Origin of the sequence: Paenibacillus mesophilus, assembly GCF_005938385.1 — a bacterium.
Classification (GTDB): Bacteria; Bacillota; Bacilli; order Paenibacillales; family NBRC-103111; genus Paenibacillus_AB; species Paenibacillus_AB mesophilus.
In genome coordinates this window covers 268,032-290,297 of record NZ_VCRA01000005.1, presented here as the reverse complement: position 1 = coordinate 290,297, position 22,266 = coordinate 268,032, and the positions used below count along the sequence as shown (strand labels likewise).

Annotated in this window: 24 protein-coding genes; 17 read left to right on the top strand and 7 right to left on the bottom strand. The window is 51.5% G+C overall.

Annotated features, from left to right (window positions below; genetic code table 11):
• The first annotated feature begins 148 nt into the window (after nucleotides 1–148).
• The 5 genes from FE783_RS11260 to FE783_RS11240 all read left to right on the top strand — a co-directional run bounded on the left by FE783_RS11260 (nucleotide 149) and on the right by FE783_RS11240 (nucleotide 3,577).
• On the top strand, nucleotides 149–1,366 hold the full coding sequence (locus FE783_RS11260; protein WP_138879448.1) for an MFS transporter: 1,218 nt from the start codon (nucleotides 149–151) through the stop codon (nucleotides 1,364–1,366).
• A gap of 118 nt (nucleotides 1,367–1,484) precedes the next feature.
• On the top strand, nucleotides 1,485–1,988 hold the full coding sequence (locus tag FE783_RS11255) for a DinB family protein (RefSeq protein WP_138879447.1): 504 nt from the start codon (nucleotides 1,485–1,487) through the stop codon (nucleotides 1,986–1,988).
• 24 nt (nucleotides 1,989–2,012) lie between these two features.
• Entirely contained in the window at nucleotides 2,013–2,528 is a 516-nt protein-coding gene (locus FE783_RS11250; protein WP_138879446.1) for an NUDIX domain-containing protein, read from the top strand.
• A 147-nt stretch (nucleotides 2,529–2,675) separates the two neighbouring features.
• Nucleotides 2,676–3,023, top strand: a complete 348-nt coding sequence (locus tag FE783_RS11245) for a PadR family transcriptional regulator (protein WP_138879445.1) — start codon at nucleotides 2,676–2,678, stop codon at nucleotides 3,021–3,023.
• Nucleotides 3,020–3,577, top strand: coding sequence for a DUF1700 domain-containing protein (locus FE783_RS11240; protein ID WP_138879444.1), 558 nt, complete (start codon nucleotides 3,020–3,022; stop codon nucleotides 3,575–3,577). The genes FE783_RS11245 and FE783_RS11240 overlap by 4 nt, the downstream gene beginning before the upstream one ends.
• A gap of 332 nt (nucleotides 3,578–3,909) precedes the next feature.
• Here the strand turns inward: FE783_RS11240 and FE783_RS11230 are convergent, their stop codons facing one another.
• Genes FE783_RS11230 through FE783_RS11220 form a run of 3 tightly spaced genes read right to left on the bottom strand, consistent with a single transcriptional unit; the run spans nucleotide 3,910 to nucleotide 6,474 of the window.
• Nucleotides 3,910–4,692, bottom strand: a complete 783-nt coding sequence (locus tag FE783_RS11230; RefSeq protein ID WP_202916171.1) for an ABC transporter permease — start codon at nucleotides 4,690–4,692, stop codon at nucleotides 3,910–3,912.
• A gap of 4 nt (nucleotides 4,693–4,696) precedes the next feature.
• Nucleotides 4,697–5,500 (bottom strand): ABC transporter permease, encoded by an 804-nt coding sequence (locus FE783_RS11225; RefSeq protein ID WP_138879442.1) that lies wholly within the window; start codon nucleotides 5,498–5,500, stop codon nucleotides 4,697–4,699.
• Entirely contained in the window at nucleotides 5,497–6,474 is a 978-nt protein-coding gene (locus FE783_RS11220; RefSeq protein WP_138879441.1) for an ABC transporter ATP-binding protein, read from the bottom strand. Before FE783_RS11220 ends, FE783_RS11225 begins: the two co-directional genes overlap by 4 nt.
• A 249-nt stretch (nucleotides 6,475–6,723) precedes the next feature.
• Between FE783_RS11220 and FE783_RS11215 the strand changes: the two genes are divergently transcribed.
• Nucleotides 6,724–8,085, top strand: coding sequence for an N-acyl-D-glucosamine 2-epimerase (locus tag FE783_RS11215; protein WP_138879440.1), 1,362 nt, complete (start codon nucleotides 6,724–6,726; stop codon nucleotides 8,083–8,085).
• Nucleotides 8,086–8,130: 45 nt separating this feature from the next.
• Here FE783_RS11215 and FE783_RS11210 read toward each other — a convergent pair whose 3' ends face one another.
• On the bottom strand, nucleotides 8,131–8,331 hold the full coding sequence (locus tag FE783_RS11210; RefSeq protein ID WP_138879439.1) for a hypothetical protein: 201 nt from the start codon (nucleotides 8,329–8,331) through the stop codon (nucleotides 8,131–8,133).
• A gap of 282 nt (nucleotides 8,332–8,613) precedes the next feature.
• On the opposite strand from FE783_RS11210, the gene FE783_RS11205 reads away from it, so the two are divergent.
• Together FE783_RS11205 and FE783_RS11200 are read left to right on the top strand one after the other, a co-directional pair.
• Nucleotides 8,614–9,588: a carbon-nitrogen hydrolase family protein gene (locus FE783_RS11205; protein ID WP_202916176.1), complete on the top strand. Its 975-nt coding sequence runs from the start codon at nucleotides 8,614–8,616 to the stop codon at nucleotides 9,586–9,588.
• Nucleotides 9,589–9,610: 22 nt separating this feature from the next.
• Nucleotides 9,611–10,633: an Rpn family recombination-promoting nuclease/putative transposase gene (locus FE783_RS11200; protein ID WP_138879437.1), complete on the top strand. Its 1,023-nt coding sequence runs from the start codon at nucleotides 9,611–9,613 to the stop codon at nucleotides 10,631–10,633.
• Nucleotides 10,634–10,713: 80 nt separating this feature from the next.
• Here the strand turns inward: FE783_RS11200 and FE783_RS11195 are convergent, their stop codons facing one another.
• On the bottom strand, nucleotides 10,714–11,079 hold the full coding sequence (locus tag FE783_RS11195; RefSeq protein WP_138879436.1) for a c-type cytochrome: 366 nt from the start codon (nucleotides 11,077–11,079) through the stop codon (nucleotides 10,714–10,716).
• 447 nt (nucleotides 11,080–11,526) lie between these two features.
• Here FE783_RS11195 and abc-f point away from each other — a divergent pair, with 447 nt between their 5' ends.
• Nucleotides 11,527–13,458 (top strand): ribosomal protection-like ABC-F family protein, encoded by a 1,932-nt coding sequence (abc-f, locus tag FE783_RS11190; RefSeq protein ID WP_138879435.1) that lies wholly within the window; start codon nucleotides 11,527–11,529, stop codon nucleotides 13,456–13,458.
• A 132-nt stretch (nucleotides 13,459–13,590) separates the two neighbouring features.
• Nucleotides 13,591–14,337, top strand: coding sequence for a polyprenyl diphosphate synthase (uppS, locus tag FE783_RS11185; protein WP_138879434.1), 747 nt, complete (start codon nucleotides 13,591–13,593; stop codon nucleotides 14,335–14,337).
• 150 nt (nucleotides 14,338–14,487) lie between these two features.
• On the opposite strand, the gene FE783_RS11180 is transcribed toward uppS, so the two are convergent.
• Complete coding sequence (locus FE783_RS11180) at nucleotides 14,488–15,864, bottom strand: MFS transporter (protein ID WP_138879433.1); 1,377 nt, start codon at nucleotides 15,862–15,864, stop codon at nucleotides 14,488–14,490.
• Between the two features lie 114 nt (nucleotides 15,865–15,978).
• On the opposite strand from FE783_RS11180, the gene FE783_RS11175 reads away from it, so the two are divergent.
• The 5 genes from FE783_RS11175 to FE783_RS11155 all read left to right on the top strand — a co-directional run bounded on the left by FE783_RS11175 (nucleotide 15,979) and on the right by FE783_RS11155 (nucleotide 20,617).
• On the top strand, nucleotides 15,979–16,320 hold the full coding sequence (locus FE783_RS11175; RefSeq protein WP_138879432.1) for an ArsR/SmtB family transcription factor: 342 nt from the start codon (nucleotides 15,979–15,981) through the stop codon (nucleotides 16,318–16,320).
• Between the two features lies 1 nt (nucleotide 16,321).
• On the top strand, nucleotides 16,322–16,966 hold the full coding sequence (gene rnhA / locus FE783_RS11170; protein ID WP_138879431.1) for a ribonuclease H: 645 nt from the start codon (nucleotides 16,322–16,324) through the stop codon (nucleotides 16,964–16,966).
• A gap of 163 nt (nucleotides 16,967–17,129) precedes the next feature.
• Nucleotides 17,130–18,914, top strand: a complete 1,785-nt coding sequence (locus FE783_RS11165) for an ABC transporter ATP-binding protein (RefSeq protein ID WP_138879430.1) — start codon at nucleotides 17,130–17,132, stop codon at nucleotides 18,912–18,914.
• Nucleotides 18,907–20,109 carry an ABC transporter transmembrane domain-containing protein gene (locus tag FE783_RS11160; RefSeq protein WP_138879429.1) on the top strand — a complete coding sequence of 401 codons (1,203 nt, stop codon included), beginning with the start codon at nucleotides 18,907–18,909 and terminating at the stop codon, nucleotides 20,107–20,109. The genes FE783_RS11165 and FE783_RS11160 overlap by 8 nt, the downstream gene beginning before the upstream one ends.
• Entirely contained in the window at nucleotides 19,991–20,617 is a 627-nt protein-coding gene (locus FE783_RS11155) for an ABC transporter ATP-binding protein (RefSeq protein ID WP_238403008.1), read from the top strand. Before FE783_RS11160 ends, FE783_RS11155 begins: the two co-directional genes overlap by 119 nt.
• 55 nt (nucleotides 20,618–20,672) lie before the next feature.
• Here the strand turns inward: FE783_RS11155 and FE783_RS11150 are convergent, their stop codons facing one another.
• Nucleotides 20,673–21,062, bottom strand: coding sequence for a response regulator (locus FE783_RS11150; RefSeq protein ID WP_158301738.1), 390 nt, complete (start codon nucleotides 21,060–21,062; stop codon nucleotides 20,673–20,675).
• A gap of 33 nt (nucleotides 21,063–21,095) precedes the next feature.
• On the opposite strand from FE783_RS11150, the gene FE783_RS11145 reads away from it, so the two are divergent.
• Nucleotides 21,096–21,476 carry an Hpt domain-containing protein gene (locus tag FE783_RS11145; RefSeq protein ID WP_138879426.1) on the top strand — a complete coding sequence of 127 codons (381 nt, stop codon included), beginning with the start codon at nucleotides 21,096–21,098 and terminating at the stop codon, nucleotides 21,474–21,476.
• A 192-nt stretch (nucleotides 21,477–21,668) separates the two neighbouring features.
• Nucleotides 21,669–22,154 (top strand): DnaJ family domain-containing protein, encoded by a 486-nt coding sequence (locus FE783_RS11140; protein WP_158301737.1) that lies wholly within the window; start codon nucleotides 21,669–21,671, stop codon nucleotides 22,152–22,154.
• The last annotated feature ends 112 nt before the right edge of the window (nucleotides 22,155–22,266 follow it).

Genomic DNA, 22,266 nt, shown 5'->3' with positions numbered 1-22,266 from the left:
ATACTATATAGGTTCTACTCAAGCTCCGCTCATGCGGAGCTTTTTTGTGCTTATTTATTTTTGTGTTGACAAATAAATAGACAAAAATATATTATATCTACTGTAAAACAAACGAAACTATATAATGTTTGTTTATGGAGGAGTGTTTATGCTGCTGAAAAACCGCTATGTCCGAACGATTATGATGTCCCGCATGCTGCTGCAGCTCGGCATTTGGGTCAGAAACTTCGCAATCCTGTTATATGTGACCGATATGACGAACAACGACCCGCTTTACGTATCGCTCATTTCCGTTGCGGAATTTGCTCCCATCTTTCTGTTCGCTATCATCGGAGGGACTTTCGCCGACCGATGGCAGCCGAAGCGGACGATGGTATGGTGCGATGTTTTATCGGCCTTATCCGTGCTGGCCGTTCTGCTTGTCGTCATGACAGGTTCTTGGCACGCCTTGCTAGTTGCGACATTCATTTCGGCCATCCTGTCGCAATTTTCCCAGCCGTCTACGATGAAGCTGTTCAAGCAGCACGTCCCCGCCGAGCAGCTGCAAGGGGTTATGGCGATGTTTCAGACGATGGCGGCTATCTTCATGGTCTTGGGACCGGTCATCGGGACTTTCGCCTATCAGCGGTACGGAATCGTCGTATCCTTCTCGTTGATGATCGTTATGTTTGCCGGTTCCGCGCTCATCCTGTCCAGCTTGCCCCGGGATGAAGCCGAACCCGTTCATGGAAGCCGGAGTTTCACTCGGGAGCTGAAGGATGGATTGCGGTACGTATGGTCGAATAAGGTGCTGAAAACGTTGGCCGGCACTTTCGCTGTCGCAGGTTTGGCCGTAGGCTTGATCCAGCCGCTCATGCTCTTCGTCGCGGTCGAGAATTTGGACCGGGATAAGCAATTTCTGCAATGGCTGCTCATGGCCAACGGCGCGGCTATGCTGGCCGGCGGCGGGTTTATTATGGGTCTATCCAAGAAGCTGAAGCCGCAAACGCTTCTAGCCGTCGGATTGTTCGCCAGCACGTTCGGCACGGCCGGACTCGGATGGTCGGAGAGCGTTGTGCTCACTTTGCTGTTCCAGATGCTAAACGGCCTGTTTTATCCATGCATTCATATCGGCATTAATACGATGATTATGAAAAATACGGAAGGAGCTTATATCGGAAGGGTCGGGGGTGTTCTGACGCCCATGTTCATGGGCATGATGGTCATCGGCATGTCCGTGGCGGGAACGATGAAAGACGGGCTGTCCCTCTTTATCGTTTTTGCGGTAAGTGCAGTTCTGTTTCTGCTCGGAGCTCTTTTGCTAGTACCTCTTATGGGGGAGCGTACCGGAAAAAAAGGAAACAGCGTTGAAGGACGACCGTGTTGAGTACGATAGCCGACACACGGCAGCGAAGGAGTCAATAAATCACGACTTTCCGAATCGCCCTTTACGTACGAACATTCGTTTGGTATCCTTAAAGAAAAATAGGGGAGCGTGAAGGGCGTTGGACAGTTCAACTATAGTGATCGACCTTCTATTAAGGAAATACAAAGCAGACCAGAAATGGACTCGCATCGTACTTGAACAACTGTCTGACGAGGATATCGTATTCTCACCTACGCCCGAGAGCAACAGCATCGCTAATTTGGTAGCACACATTTCGGGGGCTGTACGTCAATGGTTTGATACCGCGTACTTTGGCGCTCCATATATCGAAGACAGGAGTAAAGAATTCGAACGCGGTCTGCAAATGTCAAAAGAGCAGGCATTGGAGCTTTCAAACCAATCATACGACTGCATCATACAAGTTCTCGAAATCATGAAAGCAAACCCTGAAAAGTTACTGGAGCAGCCTTATTTAAACTACCCGGCGTTCAACGGGGCCTTAGACAATCAAGCCACGATTCTGGAAATGCTTTTGCATCAATTCAGACATTTACCCAGTCACACGGGACAAATCATTTACATTGCCAAAATGAGAAAAGGACATCTGGTGTGGGACTACTAGTCATGTATAAGAGGATGGTTGCTCATGCGTATCGTTCGCACGGAAAATAACGTTCAAGGGATCCCGCAACCCAATCGGACCAGAACGGTTGTAACGGCACAACTGCCCGACGAGAAGCATATTACCGGCGCATTCGTTCTTGCCTTCCTCGGCAATGAGCTTGTCTTAACGCAGCTGAAAGAGCGCGGCTGGGACATTCCGGGAGGTCATCTGGAGCCGGGAGAATCGCCGGTCGAAGCGATGAAGCGGGAATTGTATGAAGAAGCGGGTGCGGTGGTCGACCGTTGCGGATTGCTCGCCTATGAAGAGATAACTCTGCTCGGCGATAAGCCGGCCCAATACAAATATCCATATCCCGACAGTTATATGGTCTTTTACTGGGCAACGGTCAGCCGGTTGGATGATTTACCGGAAAGCGCGGAGACGCATGGCAGAGGGTTGTTCGATCCCGACAAAGCCCGTCAAATCGCCTGGATTCAAAGCAATCTCGTCTTGTATGAGGAAGCTGCGAAGCAAGCGGCCGGAGCGGCCCGCGAATAGAACAAACGAAACGAGTGCTACAGATCGGGATTACATGGGGGACAATCTTCGGATTTCCCCTTTTTTTCTGCATATGAACATATATACGCCTAGTACCTTGCAACGCACAGTATCTTGTGATATTCTAGTACCGAAAGGGGATGCCGTATGGTCTTGTCGGAATGGACTTCCCAAGTGCGCAGAGGCATATTGGAATATTGCATTTTGCTGCTGATCAGCAGAGAGCCGCGATACGGTTACGAGCTCGTAACGATTCTGGATCAATGGGAGTCGCTTGCCGTAACGGAAGGAACGCTATATCCGCTGCTGCGCCGGCTTCTCAAGGAGAAGTACATCGACTCGTTCTGGAAAGAGTCGGAGTCCGGTCCGCCACGCAAATACTACACATTAACGTCGGCCGGGCAGCTGCTGCTCGACACGATGTCGTTGGAGTGGAACAAGCTGTCGGGAGCCGTCCATCAATTAGAAACGAACAAAGGAGAGGAACGGTCATGAGTCCGCTCACGCGAGCCTACTTGGAACAATTGGAACATCATTTGCGGAAATTGCCGGAGGAAGAACGGCTTGACGCCGTCCGGGAAATAGAGAGCCATATTATCGAAGCCCTTAGTAACGGTCAACGGGAAGGGGACGTGCTCACTAAGCTCGGGGATCCGAAGAAGCTGGCTAAGGCGTTTCGGAACGAGCATTATTTGCTGCGGGGCTCTAAGCGTTCATTCGGCGAAGTATTGGCTATGATCGGATTTTATTGCACGACCGGGCTGTTGAGCGTCATGGTCGTTCCGGTACTGGCAACAATCGCATACGGTTTCGGCTTTTGTACGATTCTCATACTGCTCGCGGGTGTTATACGAACATTCGGGGTTTCCTGGATTAATATGGATGTTGCCCCCGGCGTATCGGTTCCCTATGAGTGGAGTATGGTTTTCTCGCTTGTCGTCGGCGGCATAGTCGGTTCGATCGCCTACATCAGCCGGAAATATTTGAGGAAGTATTTAAGCTTTTTGTCGGAACAGTATCGCAGGGTGCTGCCTGCGCGAAATCATTGACCGAATAAGGGTTATTTACCGCCCGGTTTTCCTTTGGGCTCGAAGTTCATGCATGGCTGGCCCGACGAAGAAAGCACCGTATGGCTTGGAAGGCCATGAGTTTTGAAGCCGAACGCTTTGCACCCCTTCGGAAACTTCGGGTCCCATGTAATGTAGTAATGGCGGCATTTCATACAATCCACTCGCTGCTGCAATTCGGACATCGGATACCTCGCATCGGTTAATGGAATCATTATACCGCAGATGAATAGGATGAGAAACGGATACGTACAAAAAAAGGATACCGGATTTTCGGTATCCTTTTTCCACTTCGAAAATTTAACTGGAAAACATCAAGACCCCGTAGACCGGTAGTGTTTTACCCCAAGATGCCAAACGAGTAAGCAGGGAAGGATGAAAAGAATGCCTGCGACAGGCGCGAGCATATACAGTACGCCGCTGCCGTCGGTTTTACCCAGCAAATAAAGCAAAGGCAAATAGTTGACGCACCCGAACGGAATAACGAACGTAAAAAATCGCGTTACCCACTCCTGATAAATGTTCAGCGGATATTGAGCCATTTCCCGTCCGCCGTCCGTAAAAATGTTAGCCACCTCCAGCCCTTGAATCGTCCAGAAGCACAGCGTCGCCGCCAGCATGAAAATTCCGGTGAAAATAAAAACGCCGCTTGCGATCATAAGCAGAAGCGTTACGATTTTCAAAGCCGTCCATTCGATGGGTAGACTGCTAATCGCCCATAAGAGAACAATCAAGCTCTGGGCGAGCCTGCCGAACCGGGTAAATTCGAATTTGGAGCCCATCACTTGCACGACGGTGCTTCTCGGACGTACCAGCAGACGGTCGAAATCTCCGCCGGCCACGAGGCTGGAGAAGGCATCGAAGCCCCTGGCGAAGCATTCGCTGATGGCAAACGCCATATGAATCACCCCGAAGGAAAGGGCGACTTCGGAAAAGCTCCATCCCTGAATCTGGCCGAACCGTTCGAACAAAAAATATAGACCGGCGAACACCGAGAACGGGATGAAAAATTGGCCGATCGACAACAGCCAGAACGAAGTCCGGTACTGCATCTGGGATTTGAACAAGATTAGCAAATATTTGAAATAGAGCACCATCGCGTCAACCTCCCTGTACGACGACTCTTCGCAGCGCCTTGCTCAAGGCAAATCTGCCGAGCCAGACGAGCAGGAACAGCCAGCCGAGCTGCGTTACGATCCCGACAAGAGCTTCGCTCTGGGGAATATGCCCCGAATAGACGCGGAACGGAAAATCCGCGGTCAGCCGAAACGGCAAGACATAAGCGATACTTTGCAGCCAAGAGGGCATGAGGGGGATCGGCAGAAGCAAGCCGGCGAATAAATCCCCGATCAAGCTGAATAGAAGCAAGGAGCCCATTGGCGATAGCGTGATGAATACGGAAATATAAATAAACATCGATATCGCCACAAGAAGCATCAAGCCGAGAAGAAGGGCGGCGACGAATAACAGAAATGCGGAGCCATCGGGCGGCAGCGTCAATCGGTAAGGGTCCGGCAAAAAGAAAGCGACGGCCAAAATCGGAAAGCAGCGCAAAATTGCGCTTGATAGCCGCTGCGCCAGCAGCTTGGCATACCAAAACCCGTATATGCCGGTCGGACGGCACAGCTCATATGCGATATTCCCCGTTGAAATAAGCTGGAACAGTTCGTTGTCGCGGAACCATAGAACAACAAAAGCCAGAAATGCTTGCTTCAGCCAAGTATAAGTAGTCAGCTCCTGCAAAGTCATCGGTGGCTCGCCCGACGACATGCTGTAAAAGGCTATAAAGACCATAATATGCATAAACCCGAAAAAAAATTGGGTCGCCACTCCGGCGAGTGCCGCCGAACGATACTGCATCCCGTTTAGCAGACGGAGCTTCAATACGGACCAATATGGCTTCATATCCGGTACTCCTTATACAGCTGAACGATAATATCTTCGATCGGCTGCGATTCGACGGCCACATCCAGCAGCTCCACCCGGGCGGACAATTGGGCGATGACGTCGGAGATCATGACCTGCTCCGTGTCTACGCTAAGAATTGCCCGTTCCGGTGACCAGGAAAGCGGCTCGGTTCCTGGTATGTCTAACCGGTCTTCCGTCTCCCGGTAATCGATCGTGATCGACTTGCGGGTGCCGAACCGGCTGCGCAGCTCGTTCAGCTTGCCGTCGTACAGCAGGCTGCCGCCCCCGATCAGCAGGATCCGGTTAGCCAGCGCTTCGATGTCGTTCATATCGTGAGTCGTCAAAATAACGGTAACGCCTTTTTCTTTGTTGATCGTTTTGATGAATTGCCGTACGGCTATTTTGGAGATGGCGTCGAGACCGATTGTCGGTTCGTCCAGGAATAATAGTTGGGGGCTGTGCAGAAGCGAAGCGGCGATTTCGCAGCGCATGCGCTGGCCTAGACTTAATTGACGGACAGGCATTCCGACGAGACTTTGCAGCTCGAGCGTCTCGACGAGCAAGTCCACATTTTGTTTGTATTCGGCCGACGGAACTTTGTAAATGTCCCGAAGCAGCTCGAAGGAGTCCATCACGGGAACGTCCCACCAAAGCTGCGTTCGCTGACCGAACACGACTCCAATATTTCTCACATAAGGTACGCGGTCTTTCCATGGCGTGTATCCGAGAATGCTGCATGTTCCGCTGTCCGGGACGAGTATTCCGCTCATGACCTTTATGGTGGTCGATTTCCCGGCGCCGTTAGGTCCGATATACCCTACGATTTCGCCTGGCTGAATGGAGAACGAGACGCCGTTAAGCGCTTGGACGATCTTGTGCTCGCGGACGAACAATGCTTTTGCCGCATTCGCAAGTCCGGTCGAGCGTTTGGCGACTTTGAACGATTTGGTTAATCCTTCAACAAGTATCACTGACCTATTCCCTCCTTAATTAGGTTTATGGAGCACATCTTATTGTGATCAAGGCAGGTTCGATCGGCAAGAGTAAACTCGAATAAAATAAAAGTCCCCCGGTTTCACCGGATTGCAGCGGATTATGGTAAAATAATGGAAAAAGCGAATCGGTATGCGATTCGCATATAAAGGAGGTGAGGGGCAGCAAACGGAAAATGATGCAAGCGGAACGATCCGATTATCGGAAATCGAGAGGAGGGTAATGTAGTGGAAGCGAGCGTCAAGAGGAACGGGTTGTACGGTCCGAGCATTCAATTGGATCCGCTATTTCCTTACTATGAAAACCGGTCGCCGGAAAGCATAGCCGAGGAATTGGAAGCGGCGGGGTACGGGATCGTCCGTTATTTCGTCGTAAACGAGAACAAGGTGAAGGCCGAGCTGATCCGGGCGTTACAAGATCGCGGCATATTCGTTTGGGCGCTTGTGCTCGGGAACGGGACTTTTTCCACGGAATCGTATCCGGACGATTGGCCGGCATGGCAAATGGAGCTGCTAAAGCCGTGCAACGACGGCTATACGCGATTTTCCTATTTCAGCGATAAGTATGTGCAGTGGAAAAAAAAGGCGATAGCGAACTTGCTTGCCGCGTTTCCTTTTGACGGCGTAGAAATCGCCGAACCGTATTTTCCCGAGTGGGACGGCATCCGCAGAGGCGTATATGGGGATGTAGGTCCTTTAGCGAGACAGGCGTTCCTTACGCAGTGCGGCTGCGTGATGCCGGATTTTGTGAACCAACGGTCACCGGACTATTATAAGAAAAACAGTTCGGTTTATCAAAAATGGATCAAATTTCGCGTGAATGCCGTAAACGGCTTTATCGATCAAATGATTAACGGAATTGGCGGCGCGCGCGAAGTTCGTCCCGATATAGCGGTAGCCACGTGGTCGCTTGCCGTCGATGACGGACTGGATTCGCGCGATCGTCTGCGGGAATGGCAAGGTCTTGACGCCGTATCGATGATCAACAAGGTGAAGCCGGACCTCCACGTTTTGCAAACCCATTGGCCCGATTGGACCAAAAGCAAGCTGAGAGCCGATTACATCCGAAACTATGAACCTTTTGTGAAAGAAATCCGGACGGCTCATCCGAATGTTCCGATCGCGGTGCAAGCGGATATCGGCTCCGCGAGAAATATGATCCGAGGACGCAGCTGGCTGAACGCGTTCGTGGCGACGGTGAAAGAGGAGGGATACGACTCATGGACCGCTTATGAATACCACATCGGCGGATATATGTACGAGTCGCGGCCGTTTCCGATTAAAGCGGCAAGGATAAGCGATACCGAAGTGATCGTCTCGTTCAACAAACGGATCGACCCGGAGACTTGCAGATTGTTTAAAGATCATTTCGGCGTCTATGACGAGGGAGGATTCCGGTTCGCCCGCATCGAATCGATTCAGGTAGACGGCAATCGGCTTTATATGAGATCGGGAAGGTTTCCCCGCAGTTCGTTCGAGCTGACGATCCCGAGAATCAAAGACACTCCCGAGCTATGGTTGTTCAAGGACTATCAATCGAATGAAGTGGCGGCGGGAACGCATATAAAAATTCCGGCATCGGCTTCTTGAAACGAGAAAGCGACCCTATCTTGCATAGGGTCGCTTCCAATTTGTTCAAAAAATCATATACAGCAGTATGGCAATCCCGATAATGGCCGCGATAATGTACAAAGTCGTCAGCCGGACCATATTGCCGCCCGTTCTCGTATCGTAGTCGGGATTGCCTTCCCTGTTTTGCTTCGAGGTCCCGATCATAATCGTCGATATCGCGGCAACTACAACAAAGAAGATGATGATTAAGGCGTATACGTACATAGGACCACCCGCTTGTGTTTATTGGATACGCTTAGATTATCAGGGAAAAGTAAAGGTGTAACCATCCAATTGGTCCGGACTTTGACCATCCAATTGTACCGATACCGCTCTAATAAGGATGCGCAACATTATCGCAATTTATGAAACCGATATATAGTATAGGGCCGATCCGTCCAACCAATTGGTTGGTGTAATTTCTATCAAACTGGACGGTTACATGATCCGCCGCTGCTCCTATGATGAGGATAAGGACGAATAATACGTCTTAGGAGGCTGGATATGATGGAGAAGCACACCATGAGAGCGGCCGTCGTGCAGTCGGCACCCGTTCTGTTCGATAAGCAGGACGCCATGCGGCAGATCGAGAAATGGACGATGGAAGCATCCGTGCAAGGAGCCGGACTCGTTGTGTTTCCGGAGGTGTTTGTTTCCGGATACCCAAGAGGGCTTCGTTTCGGGACACGCGTAGGGAGCCGAAGTGAAGAGGGCAGAATAGATTGGGAAAAATATTGGGACAGCGCGATCGAGATACCCGGCAAAGATACGGATGCCATCGGACGAATCGCCAAAGAAGCGGGCGTCTACCTAGTGATCGGTGTCGTGGAGAAAGAGAGGGATTACGTCAGTACGACCTTATATAATTCGATTCTTTATGTCGGACCGGACGGTCAAGTGCTGGGCAAGCATCGTAAGCTGGTGCCGACGGGAGCCGAACGGCTGTTGTGGGGTCAAGGGGACGGCAGTACGCTGACCGTGATCGATACGCCTTTCGGCAGACTGGGCGGGCTGATTTGCTGGGAGAATTACATGCCCCTTGCCCGGACGGCCATGTACGCCAAAGGAATCGATATTTTGATTACGCCTACGGCCGATGCCCGGGATACTTGGCAGTCGACCATCCGTCATATCGCTTGCGAAGGACGCTGCTTCGTCCTGTCGAGCAATCAATATGCAACCAAGGCGTCTTATCCGGCGGATTTGGCCTGCATTACCGATATTAACTATGACGACGATGTGCTAAGTCGCGGAGGGAGCGCCATTGTGGGTCCGCTGGGCGGTTACGCAGCCGAGCCGCTGTATGGGAAGGAAGGGCTGCTGTTGGCCGATTTGGATATGTCCGAGGTGATCCGCAGCCGATTTGATTTCGATGCCGTCGGGCATTACAGCAGACCCGATGTGTTTCAGTTGATCGTCAACGAAAAGAGCCGGGAGCTCGTCCGATTTGACGATCGTGCATTAGAAGAGGATTCCGATTGAAGGTAGGGATTGTTGCGGGTTAATGGATGTGGTACAATATGGAAATGAGATGAAACAGAGTGAAGCACACCCTGATGCGTTAATGACGCGAGGGGCGTGCTTTCTTTTTTTCACGAGAGGATGTGGGATTACGAGCACAAACGAGTTTTCAAAGCAAGCCCCGCACGACGAGGCGTTCAAGAAATTGCTGCAAACGTTTTTTGCGGAATTTATCGCTCTTTTCTTTCCCGAGTTGGACAAACTGCTGGATTACAGCAATACCCGATTTTTGATGCAGGAACTTCTTGTAGACGTTGTAGGCGAAGAAAGACGTACGCTCGATCTGCTGCTGGAAACCCGCTGCAAAGAGAACGACGCGTATGTACTCGTTCATTTGGAACCTCAATCGTACAAGGAATCCGACTTTCATGAGCGAATGTTTATTTATTTTAGCCGCATATTTGAGCGTCATCGGAAAGAGCACAAGCTGATTATTCCGATCGCCATCTTCACGGCGGATGATGTCCGGAATGAGCGGGATACGTTAACGATGGCTATTCCGGATCATACACTGCTACATTTTCATTTCCTTAAAGTCGAGGTTCGTAATCACGACTGGAGACGGTTTATCGAATCGGATAATCCGGTGGCCGCTGCGCTATTGGCAATGATGGGGTATAATAAGAGCAAGAGACGCGAAATGAGATTCGCATATTTGCGAATGATATTACGTTTGCGCAATAAGCTGGACCATGCACGATTGGCGCTTGTCATGTCCATTGCGGACTTATATTTCAAGCCTGATTTTCAGGAAGACGAAGCTTTGCTTAATGAACTGATGGAACGATATCCGGAGGAGGGGGAAGCGATGAAGGAGCTGATGCCCGCATGGAAGCGATGGGGTTATGAAGAAGGCGTCGAGAAAGGCATGGAGAAAGGCATGGAGAAAGGTATGGAGGCTGCGGCAATCAACATGCTGAGAAAATCGATGGAAGCATCGCTTATTGCCGAAGTTACAGGGCTGTCGGAGGAAAAAGTAGAGGCTCTCAGGAAACGAATGAACTGATCCGATGATCGCCATCGGCGATTATGCAGAACAAGAATACAAAAAGCCCGGGAGCGTGAGGAACCCGGGCTTCTTGTCCGTTATTTATGCTGTGCCAGCCACTGTGCGATGTTGGCAACCTCTTCTTCCTTCAGCGAGCTTTTAAATGCGGGCATGGCCCCTTTACCGTTTAACACGAGCTTATAAATTTGTTCCTGTGACAATTTTGTTCCGACTTTTTGCAAGTTCGGCCCTAATTTGCCTTCTAGCTGATTACCATGACACGATACGCATGATTTCGCGTAAATGGCTTCGGCCGCCGCCTTGTCCAATGCGACGCTGGGCATTGAAGGCCCTTTCGCTTCCTGCTCTTTTTCCGGCTTGTCCTGTCCGGCACCTACCATCAGCAGGATGAGTCCGAATGCGCATGCACCGAAAAACAAGACAGCCATAATCCATTTCTGCATCGTATTCCCTCCTTATTCAAGTCTTCATCTTATCATTCGTTCGCGCGTCTGTATATAGCTCGAAAGAGTCATCCCGCCATGCTTCGGCTTTCGCTTAGGTTTGGATATTGCGCCAGCCTTTTCCATATGCTATAGTTACGATAGATTTTCATTCGATTCGGTAAAGGGGGTGTCAAAATGTTGCAAGTCGCCGCACGTAGCCAATGGTCCCAATATTGGGTGCATCAAGCTACGATCGTATTCCGTTTTGCGCAAGACGGGAGAAGTATGTCCATTTACGGCGACTGCAACGTTTTGACCCTGTAGCTCGGACTGCGCTTATTCGTTACGTTTGCGCAGATCGACACATACGGCTGGATGAAAGCCGCGGGTAAAAGGTTGCCTTTTGCCTGCGGCTTTTTTTGCATGTCCGAATGCCTAAATTTACTTTAAGCGAGGGAAATCGTTATGATACTGTGCGCAGCTGATAAAATCGCAAAAATGTGGGGCGGAACGCCCGTCATTCAACAATTGTCGCTGGAAATTCATGAAGGAGAGCGGATCGGCATGGTCGGTCCGAACGGATGCGGGAAAACGACGCTGCTGAAGCTGCTTTCGGGTGCGGAACCGCCCGACTCGGGAACGATTCATTACAAGAAAGGGTGCCAAGCCGCGCTTCTCGCGCAAATTCCTAATTTCGGCCATGAGGAAACGGTGATGGATGTACTTAAGCAGGCTTTCGCCGAATTGCTCGGAATCGGGGAAAGAATGAGCCGACTGGAGGCGGCAATGGCCGACCCGGACCAAGGAGTTATGGAGAAGGCATTGAAGGAGTACGGAATTTTGCAGGAGGCTTACGCCGACAAGGGCGGATACGAGATGGATGCGAATTTGGCACGCGTCGCAGACGGCCTCGGCATTGTCCATCTGCTTCAAACCCCGTTCCGCAGGTTGAGCGGGGGCGAGCGGACGAAAGTAGGCTTGGGGCGCATCCTGCTGCTCGAACCGGATTTGCTGCTGCTGGATGAGCCGACGAACCATCTCGATTTGCAGGCGGTAGAATGGCTGGAGACATACTTGCGGGATTACCGGGGCAGTGTGATGATCGTTTCGCATGACCGTTACTTCCTGGATCGGGTCGTTACGAAAATTTACGATTTGGAGGGCGGAACGGTCGATGTGTATCACGGCAACTATGCCTATTTCGTTGAAGAGAAGGAGCGTCGTTTGCTGGCCGAATTCGCGGCATACCAGGAGCAGCAGAAGAAAATCGCAAAGATGGAGGAAGCGATCAAGCGGATGCGGATATGGGCCGCCCAAGCCGACAATCCGTACATGTTCAAGAGGGCCGCGTCGATGCAGAAGGCTCTTGACAGGATCGAGAAACTGGGGAGGCCCGTATTGGAGCGAAAAAGGATGGGCCTCGCTTTCGAAATGGGCGAACGGAGCGGGAAAGACGTCATTGTGATGGAAGGGGTCGGCAAGTCGTACCGCAGAGAAGGTACTGACGGGGACGGAGATGCGGACGATAGGAATCGTACGCGGCTGTTGTACAAGGACGTCAATTTGCATGTGCGCTTCCGTGAATTTGTGGCGATTGTCGGGGAGAACGGCAGCGGCAAATCGACCCTTCTTCGTATGATAGCGGAACGGCTCGAGCCGGATGCGGGTACGGTGAGGATCGGCAGCGGTGTCAAAATCGGATACTTGGCACAGCACGACTTGTTCCCGGACGAGACCAAAACGATAGTCGATGCGTTCCGCGACCGGGTGCCGGTAGAAGAGGGGGAAGCCCGTCACATCCTTGCCAAGTTTTTATTTTATGGGGCGTCGGTTTTTCGCAAAGTGAATGATTTGAGCGGCGGCGAGCGAATGCGGCTCCGGCTGGCGCAGCTTATGCATCAAGATATGAACGTGCTGGTGCTCGATGAGCCGACGAATCATCTGGATATCGATTCACGCGAATCGTTGGAGGAAACGTTGGCCGCCTTTCCCGGCACGATCGTCTGCGTATCTCACGACCGGTATTTGCTGAACAAACTGTTCCCGGTGACCTATTGGTTGGAGGAGGGCGCGCTTACTCGCTACGAGGGCCGTTATGAAGAGGCTAGAAGCAAACACGCGGAGTTAAGAGCGGCGGCAGCTGCCGCACCGTCAGGACGTGGCGACGACGCCAAGCCGAAGCCGGATGCCGGCAAATCGGCGGAAGCGGATCGCTCGGATCGGCGGCTCGCCAAGCTGGAAGCGGAAATTAATACGATTGAGAGCAAAATTGCCCTGCTCGAAGCTGCGATGATGCGCGAGGAGCAAGCGGAGAAGCTGAGCGCAATGCACGAAAAGAAGTCCCTTTTAGAAGCGGAGCGCGAGCTGCTGTACGAACGGCTCGATACGGTGGAGTAAGGGTTAGGTTCGGAAAGCGATCTTGTCGGATCGCTTTTTCGGCTATGCCATCCATCATCGGAAAATGATCGATTCATCATTGGAAAAGATTGGTCTCTGCAGTATACTCGTGTCAAAGAGAGGCGATAGGAGATGAATCTGCGGTCATTGGCCGATGCGATCAAAACAAAGAAGCTCAAACAAGCAATCGACTGGAACGGAGCTTTGCCCAGCCATATCGCAATCATGATGGACGGCAACGGGAGATGGGCGGCGAGGAGAGGCTTGCCCAGAAGCGCCGGGCATTATGCCGGTATGCAGACGATGAGGGAGACGATCCGAAATTGTCTGCATGCGAATGTCAAGTACTTGACGTTGTATGCGTTCTCTACGGAAAACTGGAAGCGGCCGGCCGAAGAAGTCGATTACATCATTAATTTGGTCCATCAGTTCGTAACCGGCAATACGATTCGCGAGATCAACGACTCTAATATCCGCATCCGATTCATCGGAGATATAAGCCGATTTTCCGATAGTACGCAGCAGGTTATGAAGAATGCGGCGGCGGTGACGGGCGCCAATACGGGGATGACCGTCAATTTTGCAATGAATTACGGGGGACGGAGCGAAATCATTCATGCATTGAAGTCGGTCATTGACGACGGCAAAGAAGATTTGACTCCCGACGAATTCGAAACGTATTTATACACGTCCGGGTGCCCATCGCCTCAGCTTGTCATAAGAACAAGCGGTGAAAAAAGGCTGAGCGGGTTTCTGTTGTGGCAATGCGCGCAAGCCGAGCTGTGGTTTACCGACGAGATGTGGCCAAGCTTCAGTGAGCTCCTTCTGTACAGAGCGATTTATGATTACCAGTGCAGACGTCGGGGGTTCGGCTCTTGATTGAAAATACGAGACGTTTGGGGCTCTTATTCGAGGCAAACGACCCGTGATCGGGTTATTCGATCGAAAATAAGAGTCCCTGGCATCCGCTATTTGTGTTGACGCCAATGATTAGCAGCAAATAAATGCTGTTTTTCTCGCTTTACCCGATTAGGTTGCCTTGACCGTTCTCGCGGTTTGGCGCAAATAGTAATACGCGCATCCGATCGAAGCGGCGACGATAACCGTAATCCCCCAATAAATGTTGCCGTAAGCGACCGGCAGGGAAAGCTTGCGCTGCCACACGAGAGCGCTGGCCGTCGCCGCCACGCCGAAAGCTCCGCTGAAAAACTGAAGCAGCTGGAACAGTCCCATGCCGGATCCGATCTGGGAAGCAGGCAATATGCGCGACATCTCATTGGAAATGCTGCTGGTCAAGAAGGTGAATCCGACGCTTACGAGCATATAAATAAGCATGATGGCGATATAGGACTTGCCGGCGAACAGTGCAAACAGGACGACGGACGCGAGAAGCACGTAGGGGATATACCGGATGATCCCCCCATTTCCATATCGGTCGATCATTTTGCCTACACGGCGGGACAGCAGCATCGCGAGGAGCGAGCCTGGGAAAATGACGAATCCGGAGACGATGGCGCTTAGGCCGTATAAATTGACCAGTATTTGCGGCATGATGAACAGAGTGGCGAAGCTGCACAAATAGGCTGCGATCCCGACCGCTCCCAGCGTCAAATAGGACCGGTTGCGGAATAACGAGGGCTGTACGAACGGATCGGCCGCGTAACGGATGCGGAGAACGAACAAAACGAGCGCAATTAGCCCCGCAGTCAGGGCTATCCACGACCCCGTCGTCAGGAATAGAAGCAATCCGGTCGTCCCGACTCCCGCGAGAAGCCCTCCGATCGCGTCGAAAGAGCCTTTGTTCGGTGTTTCCTTCGGCAGCAATACCGCAAAGAACGGAACGAGCAGCAGGGTTACTGCCGTAACCGCAAATAAATAACGCCAGCCGAGGAATTCCACGATGGCTCCACCGAATACCGGTCCGAGACCAAGACCGAGCGATGCCGCGGACATAACGGTTGCCATTGCCTTGCCCCGGCGCTCCATCGGCACGTAGCGGCTTATAAGGATAAGAGACAAAGCCGGAATGGAGCCGGCACCGGACGCCTGTACGATGCGGACGGCCATCAGCACAACGAAGCTGTTGCTGAACAATCCGGCGACCGCGGCCGCACTCAAGGAGACAAGTCCGATCATGATCAGCCTGCGAATCGGCACAAAATCGGATAACCGGCTATATGTAATGGATGAGATCGCGAAAACGATCGAATAGCCGGTGACGATCCAGGAGGTGGCGGATGCCGATATCCCGAACGAACGAGAAACTTCAGGCAGCGCCAAATTAAACATCATCGTGTTCATGATGACCAGGACGATCGCGATGCCTAGCAGAACGGTAACCAGCCCTTCCTTTAATGCGGTCTGCTCCGGTACGCGAACGTTTTCCGTAAAGGTTGGACTAGACATAGGTAACTCCCTCTCCTTATGTTCTATTGTTCGATAATTATCGAATATTAGAAATATATCATGCGATATGATAAAATGCAATCATCGGGTTCATGGATCGAAGGAGGCTGAAGCATGAAAATATTACATCATCCCGACCGGGCCGATATCCATTTGTCCTCCGTCCTGTATGCTTTGAGCGACCCCGTCCGCTTGTATTTAGTCGCAGAGCTGCACAAAGCGGGGGAGCGGACTTGCGGAGACATCGAAGTTCCCGTCGTGAAATCGACCTTGTCGCATCATTCCAGAACGCTGCGGGAAGCCGGTGTCGTACGGGTACGCGTGCACGGCACGCAACGTTTCTTATCCATACGCACGGAAGATTTGGAAGCCCGGTTCCCGGGACTGCTTTCTTCCGTTCTGCACGCATATGAATCTTCCGGCGGGAAGGATCAATTTCTGGCTAAGGAGCTGTAATGTGGCGAACACCAAATATTATGTCGTATGGGTAGGCAGGAAACCCGGAATCTATACGAGCTGGCCCGAGTGCCAGAAGCAGGTCAATCAGTTCCAGGGTGCGAAATTCAAATCGTTCGAAACGAAAGCGGAGGCGGAAAAAGCCTATACGGCAGGTTGGTCCGCGTCGTGGGGACAAGCATCGGGAGCGAAACCAAGCTCCGATAAGCCTGGCCGCTCACAGGCAGCCATGTCGGAGGAAATCGACTATGACAGTATATCCGTCGATGTCGGAACGAAAGGCAATCCCGGCCCGGTGGAGTACAAAGGCGTCGATACGAGGACGGGGGACATCTTATTCTCATTCGGCCCGATCAAGAAAGGGACGAATAATTTGGGAGAATTCCTCGCCATCGTGCATGCCTTGTCCTATTTGAAGAAAGCGGGCAGCAGCAAGACCGTCTACACCGACTCGATGAATGCTCTCAAGTGGGTTAGAGAGAAGGCTGTTTCCTCTACACTGGCTAGGGATGCATCGACCAAAGAGATTTGGGATCTCGTCGACAGGGCCGTCGATTGGCTGAAAACGAACACATACGACAATAAAGTGCTGAAGTGGCAAACCCGGAGCTGGGGAGAAATAAAAGCAGACTACGGACGCAAGTAATCGGTTCGTCCCAAAGATGCAATGTGAAGCCGGATGGAAGCATCCCGGCTTTTCCTTTTGATTGGAAAACATTGGACAATTCGGTATAATCGAGGTAATCATAAAATCTATTTTGGAAGCGCTTGCATTTAGGAGATTACATCGTCGAAAGGGAGTGGTGCATTTGGAAGCTGTAGTCCGACACAAGTCCGTCCGATCCGACCCGGACAATGTCAGCATAACGAAACTGTACCTATGGGTATTGTCGTACTTGCGTCCCTACAGAAAGACGTTCGCTCTGCTCATTGGCTGCAGCTTGTTTATTACGTTGATCGAAATGTCGATACCGAAGCTCATTCAATATTTCATCGACGTGATTTTACCAAAAAATGAAGAGAAGCTTTTTTACATGCTTCTCGTCGCGACTGCTATTATGATCGGCTTCATGTACGCCCTTACCGTAACGAGGAACAATATGCAGCGCAATATTCAGGAGCTGGCGGGCCGGGATTTGCAGCTCGGCGTCTATCGTCAGCTGCACCGGCTCGGATTCGCCTATTACGAGAAGCATCCCGTCGGCGAGACTTTATCCCTGTTGAACACAGAAGTATCGGCCGTGCAGCAAATTTATCAATCGTACTTGCCGAAGCTGATTCAGCATCTATTGTTCGTTGCCGTCATGACGGCCGCCATGTTCCTTATGCAATGGCAGCTTACGCTTGCCGTACTGCCTTGTTTTTTTACATTCTACTTGTTCGCGCCGTATTTATCCAAGAAAACCTCTCAGCATGGCCGGCAACGTACCGAGAACAGTAAATTCATGAACAAGCGAATATATGACAGCTTTATGGCCTTGCCGGAACTCCGCGCGAACGGCAGCGAGAAATGGGACTTGAGCAGGCTGCTTGATGCCGTATCGGCCTATAACAAAAGCGACGTCATGTCGACTTACTATGCGCTTGTCAGAGGCTTTCTTCGCGGGTTGTCCATTTCCATGGGAGCTATCGTCTTATTCGCTTACGGCTCCTATATGGTGCAAACACTAGCGATCACGGTCGGCGAGTTTATCGCTTTCCTGTTCTACTATTTCATGTCGATCGGGATGTTCACGTTCATCGTCATGTCCGTTGCCGCTCAGAAGGCGCTCATGTTCCAGGCCGAAGTCATATACCGATTCATGAGGCGGACGCCGGAAGTGCAGGAACCGGATCATCCCGTTCCCTTGTCGAAGGTAAAGGGGGAGCTTCATTTCCGAGACGTCTCTTTCGATTATCCCGATCGGTCTGGTGTGTTGCGGCATTTCAACTTGCATATCCATCCCGGAGAAAAGGTTGCGATTGTCGGCGCCAGCGGCACCGGTAAATCGACGATCATGAAGCTGATCGGCCGGTTCTATGATCCGATTGACGGCGAAATCGTACTGGACGGCGTCCCGCTCCCCAAGCTGTCGATTTCGAAGCTTCGGGACTCGCTCGGCTTCGTGTTCCAAGATACTTATTTGTTCCACCAATCGATCAGGGAAAATATAAGGTTCGGGCGCCCCGAAGCTACCGATGAGGAGGTAGAGGCTGCGGCCATTGCCGCATACGCCCATCACTTCATTATGCAGATGCCGGATGGCTACGACACCGTAGTAGGCGAACGCGGAAGCAAGCTGTCCGGCGGCCAGAAACAACGAATCGCGCTTGCCCGTATGCTGGTTAAAAATCCGTCCGTCATTTTATTGGACGAAGCGACATCGGCGCTGGACTATGAGGGAGAGCGGGAGGTAGGTCAAGCGATGGAGACCTTGTTCGAAAACCGGACGATTGTGGCGGCGGCGCATCGATTATCGACGATACGCACATACAGCCGGATTGTATACATGGCGGACGGACAAGTTGCGGAGTCAGGAAGCTACGAGGAACTGATGTCCCGCAAGCAGCTTTTCTATAAGCTGGTAAACGGGGGAACGGAGGAGAATGGATAACTGGAAATGGGTACGGCATCGGGTATTTCGAATGAAACGTTATTACTTATTCATTCTTGTCCTTATGGCTATAGAGGCTGCCGTCAATTTATCGGGTATCGGCGTCCAGAAGCTGATTATCGATAACGTGTTTGTTCAAGGAATGTACGGTCAGCTTCCTGTCGTAATAGGCTTGTACGGGGCTGTCGTCCTATTGGATGCCGTACTGTTCACGGGAATCAGAACGCTCATGTTTTCGTATAAAGCCAAAATCAGACATCAGCTTATTTCGGACTTTATGAACCGTTTCTATCGAATACCGTTCAAGCTATACAGAGATGGACGGAACGCGGACAACGTTCAACTGTTGACCAAGGATGTCGACGGAATATCCAACTTACTGGGCCAACGACTTCCCGAAGGAGCTCAAACGATCGTCAAAATGCTTCTGCTTGTCGGAACGATCGGGTTGACAAGCCCCTCCTTGCTTCTGATCGTCGCAGCCGTAAGTCCGGTTTATATATACCTTACCCGATATTATGGCACGAAGCTGAAGGAGGCGGCCAAGCTCAAGAGCGAGCGTCGCTCCGCGATGCTCGTTCATCTGGAGGAAGGCATTTCCGCCTCGAGAGAAATTGCAGCCTTCAACAGGCAGGAGCGGGAGATGAAGCGGTATCACCATTTGTTCCGGAGCTATTATGAGCAGGCGGCACTGGAAACGAGACTTACGAATAGGCAGGTGGTATGGTCCGGGCCGTTGAAGTGGGGGGTTAACTTGATCGTACTCGCTTATCTCGGGCACGGGGTGCTTCATCATACGATATCACTCGGGACGTTTGTCGTCGTTTACCAATTCGCCTCCCAGCTGATCGATTCGATAAGCGGATGCTACAGCTTTGCGGTAGGTTTATCGGGTTCAATCGCAACGGTCGAGAGATACCGCGAATTTGGCGGCTTCGAGCCGATCGAACCGGGGAGCCGCAAACTTATGGAGCCGATCCGGAGCGTAGAACTGGAATCGGTCGCGTTCAAGTATGCGGACGAGGGGGGGGCCTGTGCTGAAGGAACTGTCTCTTTGGCTCCCGATGGGAAAAAAAATCGCCTTCGTCGGGGCAAGCGGAAGCGGCAAATCGACGATCGCCCAGCTGCTCGTCAGATTGTACGAACCGACAGGCGGACGGCTGCTCGTCAATGGGTTTCCGATCGAACAGCTTGATCGGGAGCAATGGGCGGGCAGGACGAACATCGTATTTCAGGAGCCGTATTTGTTCCCGGATACGATTAGAAACAACCTTACATTCGGACGCAGCGTATCCGATCAAAAGCTTATGGATATGTGCAGGGACATGCAAATGCACGATGTTTTCGCTTCTCTGCCGCAAGGGTACGATACGCCCGTGGGCGAAAGAGGGGTCACTTTATCCGGAGGACAACGGCAAAGACTCGCGATCATCCGCTCCCTTCTGGCCGACCCCGACATCTTGATACTGGACGAGGCTACGTCCTCTCTGGATGCGGAGACGGAGCGCAAGGTCCAGCGGTATATGGACGAGGCACGCCGCGGTAAAACTACGATCGTCATCGCGCACCGTCTGTCGATCGTGGAGAACGCCGATATCATCTACGTCTTGGATCAAGGTACGCTAGCCGAACAAGGGACGTATGAGGAGCTTGCGGATAATGGCCCCGTCTTCCGACGACTGATAAAAGCCTCTGCATACTAAGAGGATATAGCCGAGTAAAGTCGAAATGGAATAACGGGCTTATGTCCACGTTGTGCTATTCCGGCATAGACGGGTTCAGCAACCGTTCGACTCTTTCGCAAAATTGTGCCGGGTCGATCGGTTTGCCGATAAAGTCGTTCACGCCGAACTGGATGGCATGCTTAATATTCGTTTTCTTCGGTTCACCTGTTACGATCAGCACAGGAATGGGATTGGATAGAGGATCGGTTTTCAATTGCTCAAGAACCGACAATCCGTCCATGTCCGGCAGGTTGATGTCCACAATGATCAGATCGAACCGGGTCAAGGTGATCCGTTGGTTGACGCCAAAAAACTGCTCGGCGGAATCGAAAGGCGTCACTTCGTATTCGCGGAGCTCCAGCAGCTGCTTGACCATGAGTCGAAACGGAGCGCTGTCGTCGATCAAAGCTATTTTTTTACTCATTTCCATTCTCCTTTACGGGTACCGGAGGCATCGATGGCACATTCCGACAATGATTATAACGAGAAATTAAAACGGATCATCCGCCAAGCGCAGGAGCTGTTTCTGCAAGATGCAGCCTCCAAAATGTCGGAAATGGAAGCGGGCATCCGGCAATGGACGGATCGCTCTCTTTCATTCGATCAAACGGTAGATCTTATTCACCGGCACGTGCATGCTCTCAAGGGTGTGGCATTGACCATTCAATACGATGATATCGATCGGGTGTGCAAACAAATACTGGAGCAAGTTCATGACGTTCAGGACGATCGGTCGGCCGGGAAGGTGTATGATGCCGCAGCCGAGCAGCATGAGATGGACCGATTCATCGTCAAGCTGGGGCTTCTGAAGGAGCATTTGAGCAAGCAGCACGCTTAATGGAACGGGTTTCCAATCGACAATCATTTCCATTGTAACATAATCCTCCTCGGCGCCGGGGAGGATTTTTGGATATTCCTTTCCGTTTACCGCTTGTAATTGTCATACTATTCTCACTTTTCCGCCGAACGAATGGATTGAAATTGGTTTATACTAGAAATGCAGGAAATGATAACGGTAGGGATGGTGCTTATGAACAATTGGTTCCGCCGGAACAAATCCGCCAAAATCGAAGGAACGCCGCTTCCCGAAGCTCCGTCATTCCATTCGGCTCCAGGCGAAATAGCCGAGAACTCCGTGTCGACCAAGCTGAATGCCCGGAGAATGGGCAGCTGGTTGGATGACGCGTTCAGCGAATGCGAGAAAAACGGAGGACTCGAGCATTTGGCCGGAAAAGGAAAACCGATTCCCGTTCCCGAAGGCGATGCCCTGAACTCCATACTGAAAAACTCCAACTTTCTTCCTTCATGGCTCGAGCTGCAGCATGAAATCCGCGACGACATCCGGGCGCTGCTGCGCAAGCATGAAGCGGAACGTATGCCGCCGGCAGCGAAAACCGAATTGGATGCGATCAACAAGAAAATAGCCCGATACAATGCAGCCGTACCGACGCCTCTTCTGCAAAAAAGCCGGCTCTTTCCGGATTCGATCCGGGAGCAATTGAACAAATGGGAATAAGATGAAGAGCCGGACTTTCCTTTCCGTTAAGGAATCCGGCTCTTTTCTCGTTTTCTGCTTATTCGTGGTTGTCATTTCCGGATGATCGACGTATCATGTTGACCAGAACCTA